Annotated in this window: 7 protein-coding genes; 3 read left to right on the top strand and 4 right to left on the bottom strand. The window is 66.4% G+C overall.

Annotated elements, in window-relative coordinates; translation table 11 throughout:
- Positions 1-158: 158 nt before the first annotated feature.
- Positions 159-1,406: a lytic murein transglycosylase gene (locus tag ACP16H_RS14485; RefSeq protein ID WP_425073009.1), complete on the top strand. Its 1,248-nt coding sequence runs from the start codon at positions 159-161 to the stop codon at positions 1,404-1,406.
- Here the strand turns inward: ACP16H_RS14485 and ACP16H_RS14480 are convergent.
- The 3 genes from ACP16H_RS14480 to ACP16H_RS14470 form a co-directional block, all read right to left on the bottom strand.
- The gene (locus ACP16H_RS14480) at positions 1,403-10,393 is read right to left on the bottom strand and encodes a Hint domain-containing protein (RefSeq protein ID WP_425073008.1); all 8,991 of its coding nucleotides are present in this window, start codon (positions 10,391-10,393) and stop codon (positions 1,403-1,405) included. The two genes, ACP16H_RS14485 and ACP16H_RS14480, sit on opposite strands and share 4 nt — an antisense overlap.
- 251 nt (positions 10,394-10,644) lie before the next feature.
- Positions 10,645-12,252, bottom strand: a complete 1,608-nt coding sequence (locus ACP16H_RS14475; RefSeq protein WP_425073007.1) for a transcriptional regulator — start codon at positions 12,250-12,252, stop codon at positions 10,645-10,647.
- A gap of 144 nt (positions 12,253-12,396) precedes the next feature.
- Positions 12,397-12,546 carry a hypothetical protein gene (locus ACP16H_RS14470; protein ID WP_425073006.1) on the bottom strand — a complete coding sequence of 50 codons (150 nt, stop codon included), beginning with the start codon at positions 12,544-12,546 and terminating at the stop codon, positions 12,397-12,399.
- Between the two features lie 108 nt (positions 12,547-12,654).
- Between ACP16H_RS14470 and ACP16H_RS14465 the strand changes: the two genes are divergently transcribed.
- Positions 12,655-13,551: a phosphatase PAP2 family protein gene (locus tag ACP16H_RS14465; protein WP_425073005.1), complete on the top strand. Its 897-nt coding sequence runs from the start codon at positions 12,655-12,657 to the stop codon at positions 13,549-13,551.
- 93 nt (positions 13,552-13,644) lie between these two features.
- Here ACP16H_RS14465 and ACP16H_RS14460 read toward each other — a convergent pair whose 3' ends face one another.
- Complete coding sequence (locus ACP16H_RS14460; protein WP_425073004.1) at positions 13,645-15,696, bottom strand: hypothetical protein; 2,052 nt, start codon at positions 15,694-15,696, stop codon at positions 13,645-13,647.
- Between the two features lie 263 nt (positions 15,697-15,959).
- Here ACP16H_RS14460 and ACP16H_RS14455 point away from each other — a divergent pair, with 263 nt between their 5' ends.
- On the top strand, positions 15,960-17,429 hold the full coding sequence (locus ACP16H_RS14455) for a bromoperoxidase (RefSeq protein ID WP_425073003.1): 1,470 nt from the start codon (positions 15,960-15,962) through the stop codon (positions 17,427-17,429).
- Positions 17,430-17,460: the final 31 nt, after the last annotated feature.

Genomic DNA, 17,460 nt, shown 5'->3' with positions numbered 1-17,460 from the left:
TCTGGGCGCTTGCCGTTGTTCTGGTGGCGGTCCTTCTGGGCTTGGTCCTGTACGACGGCGCACACTTGCTGACCGGAGCGCCCGGTTCATCCTGACGTTGCGGGTGGTCGAAACGCCGGGTTACGACTGGGGTAATCCCCAATCCCCGGAGACGCAAAATGAGAATTACGAGACGGCATATTCTGCTTGGCGCGGCGGCCTTCGGGCTTGCGGGATGCAGCAGTGCGCCGCGTGGCAGCGCGCCGGTGGCACCGCGTGGTGGGGCCCTCGGGCCGGAGTTTCGACCGCAGCCGAACACGTCTTATGATGCCTGGGTGCAGGCGTTCAGGGCGCGTGCGCAGAGCCGTGGGATTTCCGCGGACACGTTGAACCGTGCGTTCCGTGGCGCGGGATACCTGCCCGGTGTCATCGACCGTGACCGCAACCAGACTGAATTCCGCCGTTCGCTGGAGGATTACCTCGCCTTGGTCGCGCCAGAGGAAAAGGTGGCCTTTGGGCGCCGTGCGGCTGCGGGGCAGCGGCAGGCTCTGGCGGCGGTGGAGGGCCGTTATGGCGTGGATGCCAACGTGCTGGCCGGGATCTGGGGGGTCGAGAGTTACTTTGGCACCAAGCGCGGCGAGATCCCGGTGATCTCGTCCACCTCGACACTGGCGTGGGAGGGGCGGCGCGGGGCGTTTTTTGAAGCCAACCTGATGGACGCGTTGAAGATGATCCAATCGGGCGATGCGCGCCCGGAGGAGCTGCTGGGCAGCTGGGCCGGGGCATCGGGGCATACGCAGTTGATGCCGAACGCTTTTCAGCGGTTCGCGGTGGATTTCGACGGAAACGGGCGGCGCGATGTCTGGGGGCCAAACCCGATCGACGCCTTTGGCACGACGGCAAATTACCTGGCCAAGTCGGGCTGGCAGACGGGCCAGCCCTGGGGGTTGGAGGTGACCTTGCCGCAGGGGTTCTCGGCCCGGATCGGCAAGGGGGCGAAGCGCAGCGTGGGCGAGTGGCAGGCCTTGGGTGTACAGGCGGCGCGCGGGTCGCTGCCCTCGGGCGGCTCGGCGGCGGTGCTGGCACCCATGGGCGTGGGGCGGCCGGCCTTCATGGTGTTCCGCAACTTCGAGGTGATCCTGCGCTATAACCCGTCTGAGAATTACGGGCTGGGTGTGGGATATCTGGCGTCGCGGCTGGCCGGGGGCGGGCCGCTGGTTACTGGTTTCGGCCCGGACAAGCATGGGCTGACGCTGGAGGACCGGCAGGCCCTGCAGGCCGGGCTGAGCCGCGCCGGGTTCGACGCGGGCACGCCGGACGGCGTGTTGGGCAAGAAGACCGAGGCTGCGATCCGCGCCTATCAACAGGCCAAGGGGTTGCCCGTGACGGGCGAGCCTTCGCAGGCGCTGTTGCAGGCGGTGGGCTAGGCCTCGGCCAGCAGCCTCGCCTGATAGCCTCTGAGCGTGGTGCGGGCGGCGGCGTATGCCTCCAGCCCGCGCTGGAAGGTCAGTTCCGGGAACAGCCGCAGCAGCTCGACGCGTTGCGGCGCGTCGAGACCTGCCAGTGACAGATCCCCGGGCTGGAAGCTTTCGGTCCATGTCCCGTCGGACATCACCAATTCGTGCCGGTCGAACATGAAGTGGACGTAGGTGACGCCTTTGCCCGGACTGACCTGCCTGACCCTGGGGTTCTGGGTCAGGCTGCCAGCGGCGGCGAGGACCTCGTCCTCTCCGGTCAGGAGTTGGACGCGGGCGCCGGTAAGGGCAACGCGGTGCTGCGGTGACACCAACATGTCGTGTTCCGGCAGGCCGGGGCCAAAGGCGTTCGCCTGTATGCGGATCGGTTGCAGGGTCGGATCGTTGCGTAACTGGCTGCCGGTCAACGATTTCGTCCCCGTCCAGCGCACCGGCTGGTAGCCGTTGTCGCGGGTGAGGATGCGGTCGTTCACGGTGATCTCGGCCACGTCGACTTCGCCGCGGGCGGTCTTGATCCGTGTGCCGGGGGTGAAGCAGGGCACGTAGTTGACGTTCTCGATCTCGGAGAAGGTCAGGACGGTGCCGTCGACCCATGTGACGGTGCCCGCTTCGGCCCCGGTCATGTTGATGGTGGCCGGGCCGGTGATGTTGAGCGTGTCGCCCAACGTTTCGCCGCCTTCACCGCCGGTGATGGTCAGAGCAATGCCGTTCACGTCCGACGGGCCGACAAAGAAGCTGTCGTCGCCGTCGCCGCCCGTCACGGTGTCCCCCGATCCGGCGTAGATGGTGTCGTTCCCGGCGCCCGCATCGAGGCTGTCCGCCCCCGCGCCGCCGGTCAGGTAATCGTCGCCCGTGTCACCGATCAGCGTGTCGTCGCCGTCGCCGCCCGTGAGGATGTCGTTGTCTGCGCCGCCGTCGAGGCTGTCGTTGCCGAGGCCGCCGATCAGCGTGTCGTCGCCCGCATCGCCCGAGACGTTGTCGTTGCCGTCGCCCGCAGTGACCGAGTCGTTGCCGTCGCCGCCGGTCACCACGTCGTTGCCGGTGCCCGCGTCGATGGAGTCGGCCGCGGTGCCGCCGTCGATGGTGTCCGCGCCATCGCCCGCCGTGACGTTTAGCCCCGCCGTATCCGCCGTGCCGTCGACGCTGTCGTTGCCGGAGGTCAGGACGAGGCTTTCGATCCCGTCGAAGGTCGCAGTGTCGGTGCCATCCGAGGCGGTTCCCGCTTCGGCACCGGAGTAGGTCACGGTCAGCGGCGCGCTGAGAGCGGAGCCGTCCAGCGTGTCGTTATCGGTTCCGTAGGTCGTCGTCTCGCCACCGTGGATGGTGTCCGCGCCAAAGCCGTCGGTCAGCACGATCAGGTCGGCGTCGGCCCCGCCGTCGATACTGTCGGCATCCGCGCCGCCATCCAGCGTATCGGAGCCCGCGCCGCCCAGCACGGTGTCGGTGCCGCTGCCACCAAACACCGAGTCGTTGTCGATCCCGCCGTCGAGGCTGTCGTTCCCGGCGTCGCCGTGGATCAGGTCGGCATCGTCCATGCCAAAGATCGTGTCGTTGCCGTCGCCGCCGTACAGGGTGTCCTGTCCGTTGTCGGGCGCGAGGTCGGTGTCGTCGGCGATGTTCAGCGGGCCGGTGATCGTGTCGGTGCCGTCGCCGTAGATCAGGTCGTCGTCCGCGCCGCCATCGACCCAGTCGTTGCCCTCGTCGGCGTAGATGGTGTCGTTGCCCGTGCCGCCATGGACGGTGTCGTCATCGACGCCAGAGTTGATCTCGTCCGCGCCGGCGTCGCCGTAGACGAGGTCGCCGTCATCGCCCGTCAGGATGGTGTCGTTGCCGTCGCCGCCGATGGCCGTGTCGCGGTCGTCGGTGGGGTCGGCGTCGGCGGTGTAGAAGCCGGGGTAGGCGACATCGGGGATGGCACCTCCGGGGGCGGTGCGCGTGTTGATCAGGTCATTGCCTGCGCCGCCGTCGATGCTGTCCGACCCGTCAAAGCCGTAGAGGAAGTCGTCGCCGTCGCCGCCAAGGACCGTGTCGTCGCCCTCGTCGGCGCGCACGGTGTCGTTGCCTGCGCCCGCGACGATGCTATCATTGCCCGCCCCGGCGACGATGCTGTCGTTGTCGGTTCCGAGGCTGTCGAGGCCGTCGACGCGGTCGCCCTCGGGGTCGCCGAGGTAGCTGGCGTCGATGGTGTCGTCGCCTGCGGTGCCCGTCACGATCAGGTCGCGCGCGTCCGGGAGGCCCATGGCCACTAGCAAGTCGAGGGTGGACAGCTGCGCCGGGGCGACGCCGACGAGCGTGAGACTTTCGCCGCCGGGGAAGGTCAGGACCGCGTTGCCCGACCCGTCGTCGGTCACGGTCACGTCGTTTGCGTGGACCGGGGTCGTGCCATCAGAGGTCAGGCCGGAAACGTCCAGCTGGTCGTTCGTGGTGCCGTCGCCGAAGTCGGTCAGGTCGAAGCCCGTCACCGTGTCCGCACCGCTGCCATCCGCCAGGACGATGGTGTCGCGGCCACCTCCGAGGAGGATGTTTTCCATCTCGGCAAAGGTCGCGGTGTCGGTGCCGTCGCTGACGGTCCCGCTTTCGGGGGTGGCGGAGGTGAGGTCGATGGTGGTGGCGGTGGTGAGGGCCGTGAGGTCGAGCGTGTCGCCGTTGGTCTCGCCCGTTTCGCCGCCGGTCAGGGAGTCGTTGCCGAACCCGTCCTGAAGGACAAAGGTGTCGTCGCCATCCTCGCCTGCCAGCGTGTCCGCCCCGGTGCCGCCGACGAGGGAATCGTCCCCCGTCCCGCCCAGGACCGAGTCGTCACCCGTGCCGGTGATGACGGTGTCATTGCCCGCGCCAGCGTTAACCACGTCGTCCTGAGAGGCGTCCGCCGCGTCGCTGTTGTCCACCATGTCGCCATCGGGGTCGCCGATGTAGCTGGCGTCGATGCTGTCCGCCCCGGCGGTGCCGTCGATCACGTAGTCGGGGGCGGGGATGCCCATGGCGGCCAGCACGGCGGGGGAGGAGACCGCCGCAGGGGCCACGCCCAACAGGGTCAGCGCCTCGCCGTTGGGGAAGGTCAGGACCGCGTTGCCCGCGCCATCGTCGCTGACCACCACGTCGCCGGTGTTGACCGGCGAGCCGTTCAGGTCGGTGAGGCCTGAGACATCCAGCTGGTCGACGGTGGTGCCGTCGCCGGAATCCGTCAGGTTGAAACCGCTCACCTGGTCGAGGCCGGAGCCATCCGCGAGGATCAGCGTGTCGCGCCCGGAGCCCAGAACGATGGTCTCGATCTCGTTGAAGCTGAGGGTATCGGTGCCGTCGGTGACGGTGCCGATCTCGGGGTCGATGTGGGTGAGGTCGATGGTGAGGGCATCGGTGACGGCGCTCAGGTCCAGCGTGTCGCCATTGGTCTCGGCCACGCCCTCGGCGTCGACGGTGTCGTTGCCGAAACCGTTCTCGATGACAAAGGTGTCGTCGCCCCAGCCGCCCCAGAGGTAGTCGTCGCCCGCGCCGCCATAGAGGATGTCGTTGTCGTAGGAGCCGCGCAGCCAGTCGTTGCCGTCGCCGCCATAAAGGGTGTCGTCGCCCTCGTTGCCCTCGACCGTGTCGTCGCCCGCGCCGCCCGAGACGAAGTCGTTGCCTTCGAGACCGCGCAGGGTGTCGGACCCGTTGCCGCCGGTGATGGAATCGTTGCCCTGGTTGCCGTCGATGCTGTCGTTGCCCAGACCGCCGATGATGGTGTCGTCACCGCCCGCGCCAAAGATCGTGTCGTTGCCGTCGCCGCCGTCGATCAGGTCGGAGCCGCCGAGGGAGGGGTCGGCCACGGAGATGCTGTCGCTGCCGATGATGTAGTCGTCACCGCCCAGACCGCTGATGGTCATGTCATTGGTCGAGGCGGAGGCATCGACCGTGTCGTTCTGGTTCGACAGTTCGAGGTGTTCGATCCCGGTGAAGCTGCCGACGTTGGTGCCGTCGCCGTAAAATCCGTCCTCGTCGGCTGTGAAGTTGACCTCTATCCCGGTGGCGGTGAAGCCCGCGCCCGAGAGGGTGTCGTTGTCGGTTCCGGTGGTCGCCGTCTCGCCGCCAATCACCTGGTCGCCGATGTCGACGCCGGTCAGCAGGAACTTGTCGCCATCCGCGCCGCCGTCCAGCGTGTCGGTTCCGGCGCCGCCGGTCAGGACGTCCGCGCCGTCGCCGCCCAGCAGGCTGTCCGCGCCCGCGCCGCCCGACAGGGTGTCGTCGCCTTCCTGCCCTTCGAGCGTGTCGTTGCCGTCGAGGCCGCTGAGGCTGTCGTTGCCGAGGCCCCCGGTCATGGAATCGTCGGCGGTGCTGCCGTCGATCGTGTCGTTGAAATCCGACCCGTCCGCCCCCTCGATGTTCGAGAAGGTGGTGATGTTGCCAAGGCCCCAGGTCGCCGTGCCCGCCTGCATGTCGGCGTAGAAGCCCTCGGTCAGGTGTTCGCCCGAAATCCAGTCGCGGAAGCCTGCCTCTTGCGTGCCGCCGTCGATGGTGTCGACGCCGTCCGAGAGGAAGAACCAGTCGTTCTGGAGATCGGCGCCGATCAGCGTGTCGTTGCCCGCGCCGCCGTCGCCGATGTTGAAGTTGCCCGCGCCGGGTCCGCCGCCTGCCGTGAAGTCGATCAGGTCATTGCCTGCGCCGCCTTCGTACCAGCCGGAGCCGCGCAGGGTGTCGTTGCCGTCGCCGCCAAGGACGGTGTCATACCCGCCCCAGTTGGTGATGGAATCGTCGCCCGAACCGCCGAGGATGCTGTCGTTGCCGTCGGCGGTCTCGATGCTCACGCCTGCGGTGTCGAGGCTGGCATCGACCGTGTCGGCACTGGTGGTCAGGATGATCCGTTCGATCCCGGTGAAGGTGACCGTGTTGGTGCCATCCGTGACGAACCCGGCCTCATCCCCGGTATAGGTGACAGTGACGGAGGTGGTCACACCGAGGAAGGTCAGCGTGTCGAAGTCGATGCCGGTGGTTATGCCTTCGCCACCTGCGATGGTGTCCTGCCCCCAGCCGTCCTGAAGGATGAAGGTGTCGCTGTCGGCGCCACCGTCGATGCTGTCATTGCCCGCGCCGCTGGTGATGGTGTCGTCACCGCCCAGCATGTCCACGGTCCAGCCCGTCATCACGGCGCTGGCGTCCCATGTGTCGGACTGGTTGGTGAGGACAAGGGCCTCGATCTGCGAGAAGGTCAGCGTGTCGCCGCCCGCCGTCGCGGTGCCCGCCTCTGCCCCGGTCAGGGTGACGGTCACACCCGAGAGGGTCATGTCGGCAAAGGACAGCGTGTCGTTGTCGGTGGAGGTGCCCGCACTCTCGCCGCCGGACACCGTGTCGTTTCCGAAGGCGTCGCCGTTGATGAAGATGTCCGCGCCACCTTCGCCGTCGAGCAGGTCGGCCCCGGTGCCGCCGTAGATCGTCGTGTCGCCGTTGCCGCCGTAGATCGTATCGTTGCCCGATCCGCCGTCGAGGAAGTTGTCCCCCGAGGGGATCGCCCCGTTGCGGTCGTCGATGTAGTCGTTGCCCGCGCCGCCGTAGACGGTGTCGTTGCCCTCGCCCGAGAAGATCGTGTCGTTGCCGTCGCCGCCGTTGATGAGGTCGTTGCCGGTGACGCCAAACCCTTGATCCTGATAGGCCGCCGCACCGGTGATCGACCCGCTGTGCGCCGCGACATAGCCGGTGCTGGTCCAGCTGGGGGTCGTGAGGTTGTAAGTGTAGTGCCCTTCGCCGGAGGCCTCCAGCGCGACGACCGCGCCGAATTCGGACAGCTGCAGGCCGACGATGTCGGTCTGGCCGGGAACGATCTCGCCCAGGTCCGTCTCGTTCGAGAAGGTGCCGTCGGCGGCGACGTCGTAGCTGTAGATGCGCCCGTTCGCCACGGCCCAGGCCGTGTCCTGGTCGATGAACAGCAGGTCCTGCGTGTTCGGTTGCAGGGTGCCTGCGACCCCGGTCTGGACATAGCCGTTGATGTCGTCGAATTCGAACAGGCGCAGTTCGCCGGTGGCATCGTCGGCGATATAGATGCGGCCCTGCGAGTCGAAGGTGATCGAGGAATAGGTCTCGGCCGCGTTGGGGATGTCGCCGACCAGCGTTTCGGTCCCGGTCGCCGGGTCGATGCGGTAGATGCCCGAGGTGGTCGACCCGGGCGTATTTGTCGCCGTGACGCCATACAGCAGACCGTCTGCCCCAGTGGCGATGTCGCCGTAGGTCTGAAGACCCGATTGCAGAAGCGTCTGAGTCCCGCCGGTGGCGTGGTTGAGCTGGTACAGGTTGCCGGTGTCGTCGACGTAATAGGTCAGCGTCGACGAGGACCGCAGGTCGCCATAGATCAGGTCGTCGCCCGCAAGGCCGTCGATGGTGTCGTCGCCTTCGCCCCCGATCAGCGTGTCGCCCTGATAAAGGCCCGCCGTATCGTCCGTACCGGTGATCGAGTCGTTGCCCGTGCCGCCGTCGACGTGGTCGCCGACGGAGGAATTCAGGCCGGTCGAACCCTCGATCGAGTTGATCGTATCGTTGCCAGCGCCGCCCCAGACGGTATCGCCCGCCCCATCGTTTGCGTAGCCGGAGGAGATCAGGTCGTCGCCGTCGCCGCCATGCACCTGGTCGTCGCCGCCGCCCGAGCTGATGGTGTCGTTGCCTGCGCCGCCGTAGATCGTGTCGACGTTTGCGTTGCCGCTGCCATCGGTGCCGTAGCTGATGACGGAATCGTCGCCCGCGCCGCCGTCGATGGCGAGGTTTATGGCGTTGAAGGTGCCGTCCAGCGTCGCGTCGACCGTGTCGGCCTGATTGCTGCCGACGATCGCTTCGATCTGGGAGAAGGAGATCGTGTCGGTGCCGTCGGTGACAGCCCCGGCCTCGAAGCCGGTGAAATCGACGCTGCCGGATGTGGTCAGCAGCGACAGGTCCACGATGTCGAAGTCGCGGCCCGTGGTGACGCTTTCACCGCCGACGATGGTGTCGGTGCCGCTGCCGTCTTCGACAAGAAAGACGTCGCCGTCGTGGCCGCCGTCCAGCAGGTCGTTGCCGCCGCCGGAGTACAGCGTGTCGGCGCCCTCTGCCCCGTAGACGGCGTCGTCGCCATCGCCACCGATCAGGGTGTCGTTGCCGACCTCGCCATAGAGCGCGTCGTTGTCCGCGCCGCCGTCGATGTAGTCGCCCGCCGCGGTGCCGTAGACCGTATCGTTGCCTGCCTCGCCGTAGATGGTCGAAGAGGTGTTGGTGGCGCTGCCGCCGATGTCGTCGATGCTGTCGTTGCCGTTGCCGCCATAGACGGTGTCGAGGCCATCGCCGTACAGGATGGTGTCGTTGCCTGCGCCACCGTAGATCAGGTCGTCGCCATCGCCCGCGTCGATGGAGTCATCCTGGCTTTCGGGCGTGGAGGCGGTCACGACGGGCGTCTCGGTAAAGCCCTGGTCGGTGAACCAGTAGTTCGTCAGGGCGCCGCGTGTCGTGACCTCGAACGTCAGGGTCTGCTGGTCGGTAAAGGCGAACTGGGCCCAGTGCGTCTCGTCCGTGGCGGCGACGTTGTCATTGTTGGAATTGACCGTCAGCTGCTCGCCCGTGTCGGAGACGGTCAGCGAGGTCGGGGTCGCACCACCGGACAGGGCAACGCTGTCCACGTCGCCGGAGTTGACGGATACGCTTTCGGCGGTGGTGTCGATGTCGATGAAGGTAAACGCGCTGTCCAGCTGGATCGGCAGACCCGTCGCCTGATCGAAGAACTCGAACTGCAGCTTGCCCCCTGTGCCCACGGCAGAGGCCGCGTCGCCGTTCAGGCTGACCCCGTTGGTGGTGAAGGTCACGTCGATGTTCGGGTCGTCCGAGCCGACGATGGTCAGGCGCGCCTGCACCACCGTGCCGTCCGAAGTGACGCCGATGTTGTCGTATATGGCGTAGGCCCCGATGGACCCCGCGCCGGAATCCCCGGTCGCGGAAATCGTGCTGAAGTCGAAGGTGTTCAGCGTGCCCGCGTCACGACCGACATCCGCCTCGTCGCCGTAGATCGTGTCGTTGCCCGCACCGGAGTCGATGGTGTCGCGCCCGGAGCCGCCAGCGACGAAGTCGGCGCCGTTTCCGCTGGTGATATTGTCGGACCCGGTGCCGCCGTCGATGCTGTCCGCGCCGTCACCGCCCGACAGGGTATCCGCGCCCGAGCCGCCCTTGATGACGTCGGCGCCGCTGCCGCCGATGACGGCGTCTGCTCCGTCGCTGGCGTCGAGGTACAGGCCGGACCCATCCGCCGATGCGTCGATGGTGTCGTTGAGGCTCGTCGCGCGGATGCCTTCGATATTGTCGAAGATCACCGAGTTGCCGCCAGAGGTGGCGGTGCCGTCCTCCCATCCTGTGAAGGTCACGTTGATCGGTGACGTGGCCGCGTTGAAGTCGAGGATATCGTTGTTGGAACCGGTGGCGGAACTGGCGGTATTGTCGCCAAAGATGGTGTCGCTGCCCCAGTTGCCGGACAGGACGAACAGGTCGTCGCCGTCGCCACCGATCAGCGTGTCGTTCCCGGTCCCCGCCTCGAAGATATCGTTGCCCGCGCCACCGATCATCGAGTCGTTGCCGTCGCCGTCGGCGAGGTAATCGTTGCCCGTGCCGCCATCGACAGTGTCATTGCCGCCGCCGGCGTGGATCTCGTCGTCTCCGGCACCTGCGTTGATGCTTTGCGGGTCGGTGCCCATGTCAAAGTAGTCGGCACCGTCTGCCGTGAGCAGCGTGTCGAAGTTGTGGACGAAGCCGCTGCCCACGGTGGCATCGGTGCCGGTTGCCCCGGCACTGCCCACGGTGAAGGTCGTCGTGCCATCGTTGAACGTCAGGACGCCGGTGGTGCGGTCATAGCTGATCGTGAAACCGGCCAGCGCGGTCATGTCCAGCGTGTCGCCGTTGACCGTGCTGATGCCCGACCAGAAGGCCGGGTCGTTCCAGTTTACCAGCGTGACCGTGTACGTCGCCATTCTCAGCGTCCTTCGTGCGCGCAGGCGAAGACAGGCCTCGGGAGGCCCTGCAACGGCTCAGCAATATGCGCTGTGGTCCGCATTTCCCGTCTCTGCACAATTCGTTCCAAGGCGGGCTTCTGCCCGCTGTTTCAGAAACGGGAGGAATGTGGCTGAAATGGGCGATTTCGTGGGTAATCTGAGGATTATTGAGTGCATTGTTCGAAACGCGGCGCCCTTTTTCGGCGCGCGTCAGAGCGGGGTAATTTCACTCACAGGAGAGCGCGGATAGGCTCCAGCAATCCTTTGTTGCGCAGAGTGCGCACCGGGTAGGCGGGGTCGTTCACCATCTTGTCGAGGGTGAAGCCCGGCTCGATTTTCGCCATCTTGTTGGCGACATCCTGTGCCTTGGCGAGGTCGCCACGCTTTGCGTAAAGCGACAGGAGCGCACGGTGCGCCGGGCGCGACAGGGGGGCGGAGCGGGTCGCCGCCTCGCCCGAGGCAATGGCATCATCGTGGCGGTCGCAGGCGATGGCTGCAAAGCAATGCCCGGTGTCCCACCAGTGCTTGAAGGGAGAGGACCGCGCGATGCGCGTGGCGCGGGCGGACAGCTGGAACGCCTGCTCCATCTCGCCGATGCCCATGTAGGCCTCGGACAGGGATTTCAGCGCAAAGGCGCCGGAGGGGTTGCGTTCCACCGCCGTGCGCGCAAGGTCCAGCACCCCGGCGGTGTCGCCAAAGGCGGTGCTGCGGACCTTGGACACGATGGCCTGCACAAGGCCGTTGTCGCCGGACATCTCCATGGCGCGGTAATACAGTTCCACCGCCTCGTCCATCAGGGCACCCTGATCGGCCTCGGACATCTCCATCATCTGAATGACGCGGATCATGCTGCTCCACGCCAGATACAGGCCGTTTTCATCATGGCGGTAGGCCTGTTCCATCAGCCCGTAGGCTTCGCGCAGGGCGTCCTGTTCGAAGCTGAACATGCGGTACATCGCCAGCCGCGACAGCGCGGTCGAACGGGTCTCGGGGCGGTCCTTGGCCAGCACATGCGGCAGCTTGCCAAGGATCTGGTCGGCAGCTTCGTAGATGGTGCGGGCGATGTCCTCTTCGGTGGTGTAGATCGCTTCCAACCGGTCGATGCGCTGCAGTTTCGAATAGAGGATACGGGCGCTGGGCTGGTGCACTGCCTTGAGGAACAGCATGTGGCCGTTGCCTTCGTCCACAAGGTGGCTCTGGATCAGCACATCGGCCTCGGGCGCCCCCTGCGCGCCAACGCTGACCGGATCGGCCTGCCGCCACGCGCGGACCTGCTCGGCGATGCTTTCGCCAATCTGGTTTGACAGCACGTCCGAGGCGATGCGGGCGCGGCCCGGTGTTTCGTCTTCGGAGCGGCAGTTGATGAGGATCCCGCGCGTTTCCTGCGGGGTGGCGCGGCTGACCATGGCCTGAAGCTGCGCGCGCTCCTGCCGCAGCCAGTCCTCGAATTCGGGATCGCGCACGTCCAGCCCTTCGAGCAGTTCCGTGCGTTCGTCGCTGGGAATGACCTCTTCCAGAAGGTCGACGCGGATTCGGCGCGGTTCAAGACGGATGTTGCTGCGATCGGCGGTGAGGATGTCGGCGTCGTCGCCAAACGCCGTGCGCAGCTTGGACAGGGCCTGACGGAGGTTGGCGCTGGCCTGCTCGGGACCGAAGGTCGACCAGAGCTTGTCCTCGATCCAGCGGCGGGGTCGTTCCATGCCGGGGCTGAGGGCGAGCATGGCGACAAGTGCCTGATTCTTTGCCCCTTTGGGCGTGCAGTCCTCACCGCTGGTCGAGGTGAGCCGCAACGGTCCAAGTACGTCAATCCTGAAGAGACTCGGCCGATCCGCGGACATCTGCATCCTCCAAATGCATGTAAACGCTAGCATTACCGCAGCGCTCCGGCAACAGGCGTAAATATTCCGTTAATAGTTTGTCCGTGCGATGGAGAAGTTTTGACGCGGGGGCAAGGCTTTGCCCAACATGGCGGCAATCGGATTTCAGGGGGACATTTCATGCCGGTGTACGGACACCAGGGCCATCAAGGTCATCAGGGTCACCAAGGGCACCAAGGTCATCAAGGCCATCAGGGGCACCAAGGTCATCAGGGACACCAAGGTCATCAGGGACACCAGGGCCACCAGGGGCATCAGTCGACCGAAGGCCACCAAGGCGGCGGCGACAGCGGGTTCACCGGGGCCGCGCTGGGGTCGGCGAGGGACGGCACTGTCGGGCATTGGGACGGCAAGGCGGATCGTGTGCCTTCGAACGCGGACCGTTCGGCCTGGGCCGCACTGAAGGCCATGTCGCTGGTCCCGCGCCGCGCTGTGGTGGACACTGCTCTGGCGGGGCTGTGTGGCGTGACACTGGATGACAGCACCAAGGCAAACACCGAAGGCCGCATTACGGTCGGCGGTCAGACCGTGGTGACGTTGAAGAAACCGTCGAACCAGTTCCTTGCCGACAACCAGCTGCATTACCTGCGCACCTACGCGGACCTGCGCGGCGACCGCCTGTCCGAGATCATCATGCAGACCGGCGATGTGCAGAGCTTTTTCGCGCTGGTTGGCTATATGGCGCCGGATGCGACGAAGTGGTCGCTGCTGCTGAATCAGGCGATCTACCGGCTGTGTACCGCGCTGGAGATGCCCCTGAAGCACGGGTTCGACGTGGCGCGTCCGATCGCCATGTCCTGCAAGGTGCAGCCGATCATCCAGACGCCGGGACACGGCTCCTGGCCCTCGGGTCATGCGACCGAGAGCTTCACCTCGGCCACGCTGTTGACGCGCCTGTTCTACAACCGTGCCTTTGATCCGGTGGCCGAGATCAAGGCGGGCAACGAGTTGTACCGCCACGCCGAGCGTATCACGATGAACCGCACCGTCGCGGGTGTGCATTTCCCCACTGACAGCATGGCGGGCGCGGTCATGGGCGTGACGCTGGCCGAGGCTCTGGTGCGCCTGCTGGACGGCGAGACCGAGACCACGGCGCGGGTTTATCGCGGCGATACCTACACGGGCGATTTCACCCTCGCGGCGCTGGATGCGGCGCTGGCCGATCCCAGTGTGGTCGAGACCTCGACCGTCGCGCTGGATGCTGGCGCGGTTCCGGCGTGGCTCCGCGACATGTGGGAGGAGGCCAAGGCCGAGTGGTGAGGGCCGAGAGTTTTGTGTCAGTGAGGCCGGGTTTTTGGCCGATCGAGTAGCGAGTGAAGCCGGGATGCAGCGATGCATCCCGGTCTTTTTTTGTCAGGCGATCGCTGTTTCGGGCGCGGTGTGCGGTGCGTCCGACGTGGGCAGGGGCACGACGACATAGGTGCCAAGCTGGGCGGCGTGTTCGGGCAGGACGGTAAAGAGGTCGAGCACTGCCGGATCGAAGTCGTCCAGCTGCACGGTCGTGGTGTCCCTGGCGTTTTCGACGATCCGCGCGGCGGACAGTGCAAGGGCGCGGGTGATGACCCCGGCTGCGGCGCTGGTGCCTCCGATACGCGAGCGGCTGCCGGAGAGCGTGCCGCTGGCGCGGATGCCGCCCGAGAACGGGCCGTATTCCACCACCGCCGAGACCGTGGGGCCATTGGTCGACCAGTCACAGCCCGACGCGGAATAGCGCGCGGGGGTGAAGTTCTCGGGGTGTTTGCCTTCCATCCGGCCAGAGTGCAGCGCAGCGCCGACGGTTATCAGCTGGCGGCAGTCGGTGGTGCACATCGCATTGTGGCTGCCCGCGCGGGTCACAGGCCCGCCCGGCTGGGGGCAGGTGTACTCGGCGGTGTCGGCGTCCCATCCGTAAGCATTCGGCGCGTCGAAATGCGCCTGCCGACCGCGCAGGCGGCTGCCCGCCAGTGCATCGTCGCGCTGGATCATCATCAGCAGTTTGGCGGGCTGGGTGGTGGTCGCCTCGATCTTCCATGCGCCACAGGGGGCCGTGGGCTCTCCGGGCTTGCGTGGGGCGCTGGGCGCGAGGGCAAGGACGTAATGCGCGGGTTCCTCGGTGCCGTCGCCATGGTGTCGGGCGGGGGCGTGGTACAGACGCGCGACGGCGCGGTCCTGTGCGTCCATCAGCGAGCAGACCGTGTTGACGTCAAGCGTCAGCGCCCCCGAGGACGTGCCATCCGGTGCGGTGATGGTGAGGCCAAGCGCCTCCGACCCCGCACCGCGCAGGAAGACCTCGACGTAGCTCGCGGTCATGTCGTCGGGCTGCACACGGGCAAGGATGTCGGCGGAGCCTCCGGCGTCCAGATCCCAGGTGGCGGTCAGGTCATTGCGGTTGCCATTGCCGAAAGACCAGACCAGTCTCACGGGCTGGCCGGTGTGTTCCTCCCAAAGGCGTGCTTCGCGTGCCAACTGGTGTTCGGCAAAGCGGGTGCCGTCCTTCGGCCCCGCCGAGACGCCCAGCGACAGGTTCACGATGACCGGCGAGGTCGGGTCGATACTGGCCGCTTGACGCAGGATCCAGCGCAGGCCTTGCAGTATGTAGCTTTCGAACCACGTGCCAGAGGTGTCGTCGACGGCCTCGGGCGGCAGCTGCACGGCCAGAAGTGGCCAGTCGGCCACCGGATCGCCGTCCCCGGCACCGGCGGCGAGGTCCAGCACATGGGTGCCATGCGTCGTGGCACGGTTGCTGGCGGCGCGGGTCTCAAAGCCCTGAAGCTCGCGGTTCAGACGGGCGTAGACATCGGCCTCGGGTTCGCTGCGCAGGCTGGTGATGGCGGCGCGGTCCAGCACGCGGCCCGACAGGATCCCGCCTTCGTCCGAGCGGCTCTCCAGTGCCTGAAGCCAGATCGCGTGAAAGCGGCTTTCGTTGCCCTTGCAAAAGCGGTCATTCAGGAAGCCGATGCCGTCGTCAATGATCGCCACGATGGGCTTGCCCTTGTGATGTGGCTGTACGGCGGTCAGCGGCGCGGCAGGGGGCGCCTTGGGCGGTTCCTGAAGGTGGATCGGGACACCGGTGTCGATCACGGTGAACAGGCTGCCATGGTCGTGGTCTGGCGTTCCGATGCGCCGATAGAGGGCATATTCATCGGGAAGTCCCGCAAGGTGCCGCGGATCGTCGATGCGGCCCGCCAGAGCGTCAGCCTCGTGCGGATCCATCAGCAGGCTGGTGCTGGTCTTCAGAGCGTCCTGCAGCGCCTTTCGGGCGGCGGGCGTATTGTCGACCAGGCGCACAAAGATCGGCTCGTATTCGGTGCCCCGGTCGGGCCGCACGGGGGCAATGGCATCGAGTCGTTTGCCAAGAAGGCGCGACCAATCGAGGTAGGGATCGCGGAATGTGGCCGGACGCGGGGCGTTCCAGTGAAATTTCATGCAAAATTCCCCCTTGATACAAATTTACCCAAGGAAAGGCGTTTCACGGTCCCCGGTCAAGCAAGCCACTGGTGGCGCAGGAAGATTAGCGCAGAATTCACGGGTTCAGAGGCCCGGAAACACGCAGCGCCCCGTAAAAATAACTCGGCATTCACGATTTTGGGCCGTTCCGATCACGCTGTAATCACGGAAGCCGCGCATTCTGGGATTAACGTTTCGTCAATCGGCGCCCACGGCGGCGCTAACGGCACCAGGGGGTGACCATGATCAGCAGCACTACCGCAAGACCGGCTTTTCGTGTGATCGACGGTTCCGGACCCCGTCCCGGACATCGGATCGAGGTTCCCGTCCCGGATGCTCCGCGCGTGTCGGCGCCGGAACTGGCGGCGGAAATGGCAGAGATCTTCGCACTGTCCCTGCTGCGAAAATGCAGTCTCGCCGACCTCCACGATCCGCATTGCGCTGTCTGGGTGGACGGCACGACGCGTTTCACGCTGCACGAACTCCTGTGCGAGATGCGGTCACTGGCGTGGTATGACAGCAGCCGTGCCCTCCCCGGGCGTGACACCCTGTCCGAGGAGGCGGAGCATCGCCGTGCGCTTCGGTGGAACGCGGACGGGCAACTGACGCTGCGCACCCTGTTCCGTTGTGGCGTTGCCCTGCGCGGTGAGGTGGGGTTGTCGTCCCTGTGGCGCAGCGATCATGCGGTGTCGAAACCTGATCCGGTCCGTCGCCCGCCGCGCGATGACGCGCCCATGTCCGCTTGGCTGGACTGGTGCGAGCGTCACTCCGGGGCGGGGCTGCGCTTGCCGGGACAGCCGATGAGGCGGCCGCATGTGGGCACGCTCGAAGCCATGTCCGAGGACCTTCACCGCATGCCTGCCGCACGGCCGTTTTACAACGCTGTGCTGGCGGCGCTGGCGCGAGGGGCAGCGCTGGACCAAGGCTTGGTCGGTTCGGGATTTTCGTGGCGCGGCAATCGGTTGATGTCCCTCATGGCGGAGGCTGAAACTAGGGCGTGTCGGGCCATCCTGTCGCAGACACATGCGGCGGACCGGCTTCCGCGCCCTGCGGTGACGTCGGCGCGGATGACCGTCTGGCTGGCGCGCGAAGAGCGCGGTTCGGGCGGTGACACTGCCCTATATCGTACGGCCGCGGAAGAGTTGGCGGAGGCCGCGCCGAACCTGCTGTACTGGGTGAGCAGGGCCAACAAGGCGCTGGGGCAGGGGGCGGCGCGCTTTGGGGGCGGGTTGTTCCTGCCGTTGGTGGAACCGCAGGGCCATGCCTTGAACCCCGCCGATTGCGCGACCCATATGGCCGTGGCCGGAGCGCTTGCGACGCTGTTGAAGGCAGTGTTTGACACCTCGCGGCGCACGCAGTTGCAGCCGGTTGGGGTCTTTGGACCGGGTGTCGCCTTGGGCGAAGAGGCGGATCGCATGGTTTCCAACATCGCGCTTTCCCGTGTCGTTTCAGGCGGTTACCATCCCGCCGAGAATGTCCAGCAGATGCGTCTGGGGCAATCCATTGCGTTGCAGATCCTACGCGAGGCGCTGGAGGCGGACAACCGCAGCGCCGTTCTCAGCCTTAACGATTTCGACGGACGGGAGCTGCGACTCGAGGCGCATCCGCGGGTTTTCGGACGCGGTTTTGCAGAACTTCGGGCCGATGGGGCGGCGATTTCCTGGCCGCAAGAGGCCGCTCCGCCCGCTGCGCACCTGACCGCTGTGGTGTGATTGACACGGGTCAAAGCGGCGTGTGCCGTTT

Origin of the sequence: Sagittula sp. S175 (genome assembly GCF_049800975.1) — a bacterium.
In the GTDB taxonomy this organism is placed as follows: Bacteria; Pseudomonadota; Alphaproteobacteria; order Rhodobacterales; family Rhodobacteraceae; genus Sagittula.
The sequence above is the reverse complement of the archived record's forward strand: the minus strand, read 5'-3'. Positions and strand labels throughout refer to the sequence as shown.

Bases quoted from the DNA above. Each gene is read 5' to 3' on its own strand.
- ACP16H_RS14480 (WP_425073008.1), bottom strand. From the start codon at position 10,393: ATGGCGACGTACACGGTCACGCTGGTAAACTGGAACGACCCGGCCTTC.
- ACP16H_RS14485 (WP_425073009.1), top strand. From the start codon at position 159: ATGAGAATTACGAGACGGCATATTCTGCTTGGCGCGGCGGCCTTCGGG.
- ACP16H_RS14475 (WP_425073007.1), bottom strand. From the start codon at position 12,252: ATGTCCGCGGATCGGCCGAGTCTCTTCAGGATTGACGTACTTGGACCG.
- ACP16H_RS14455 (WP_425073003.1), top strand. From the start codon at position 15,960: ATGATCAGCAGCACTACCGCAAGACCGGCTTTTCGTGTGATCGACGGT.
- ACP16H_RS14460 (WP_425073004.1), bottom strand. From the start codon at position 15,696: ATGAAATTTCACTGGAACGCCCCGCGTCCGGCCACATTCCGCGATCCC.
- ACP16H_RS14470 (WP_425073006.1), bottom strand. From the start codon at position 12,546: ATGCCCCTGGTGGCCCTGGTGTCCCTGATGACCTTGGTGTCCCTGATG.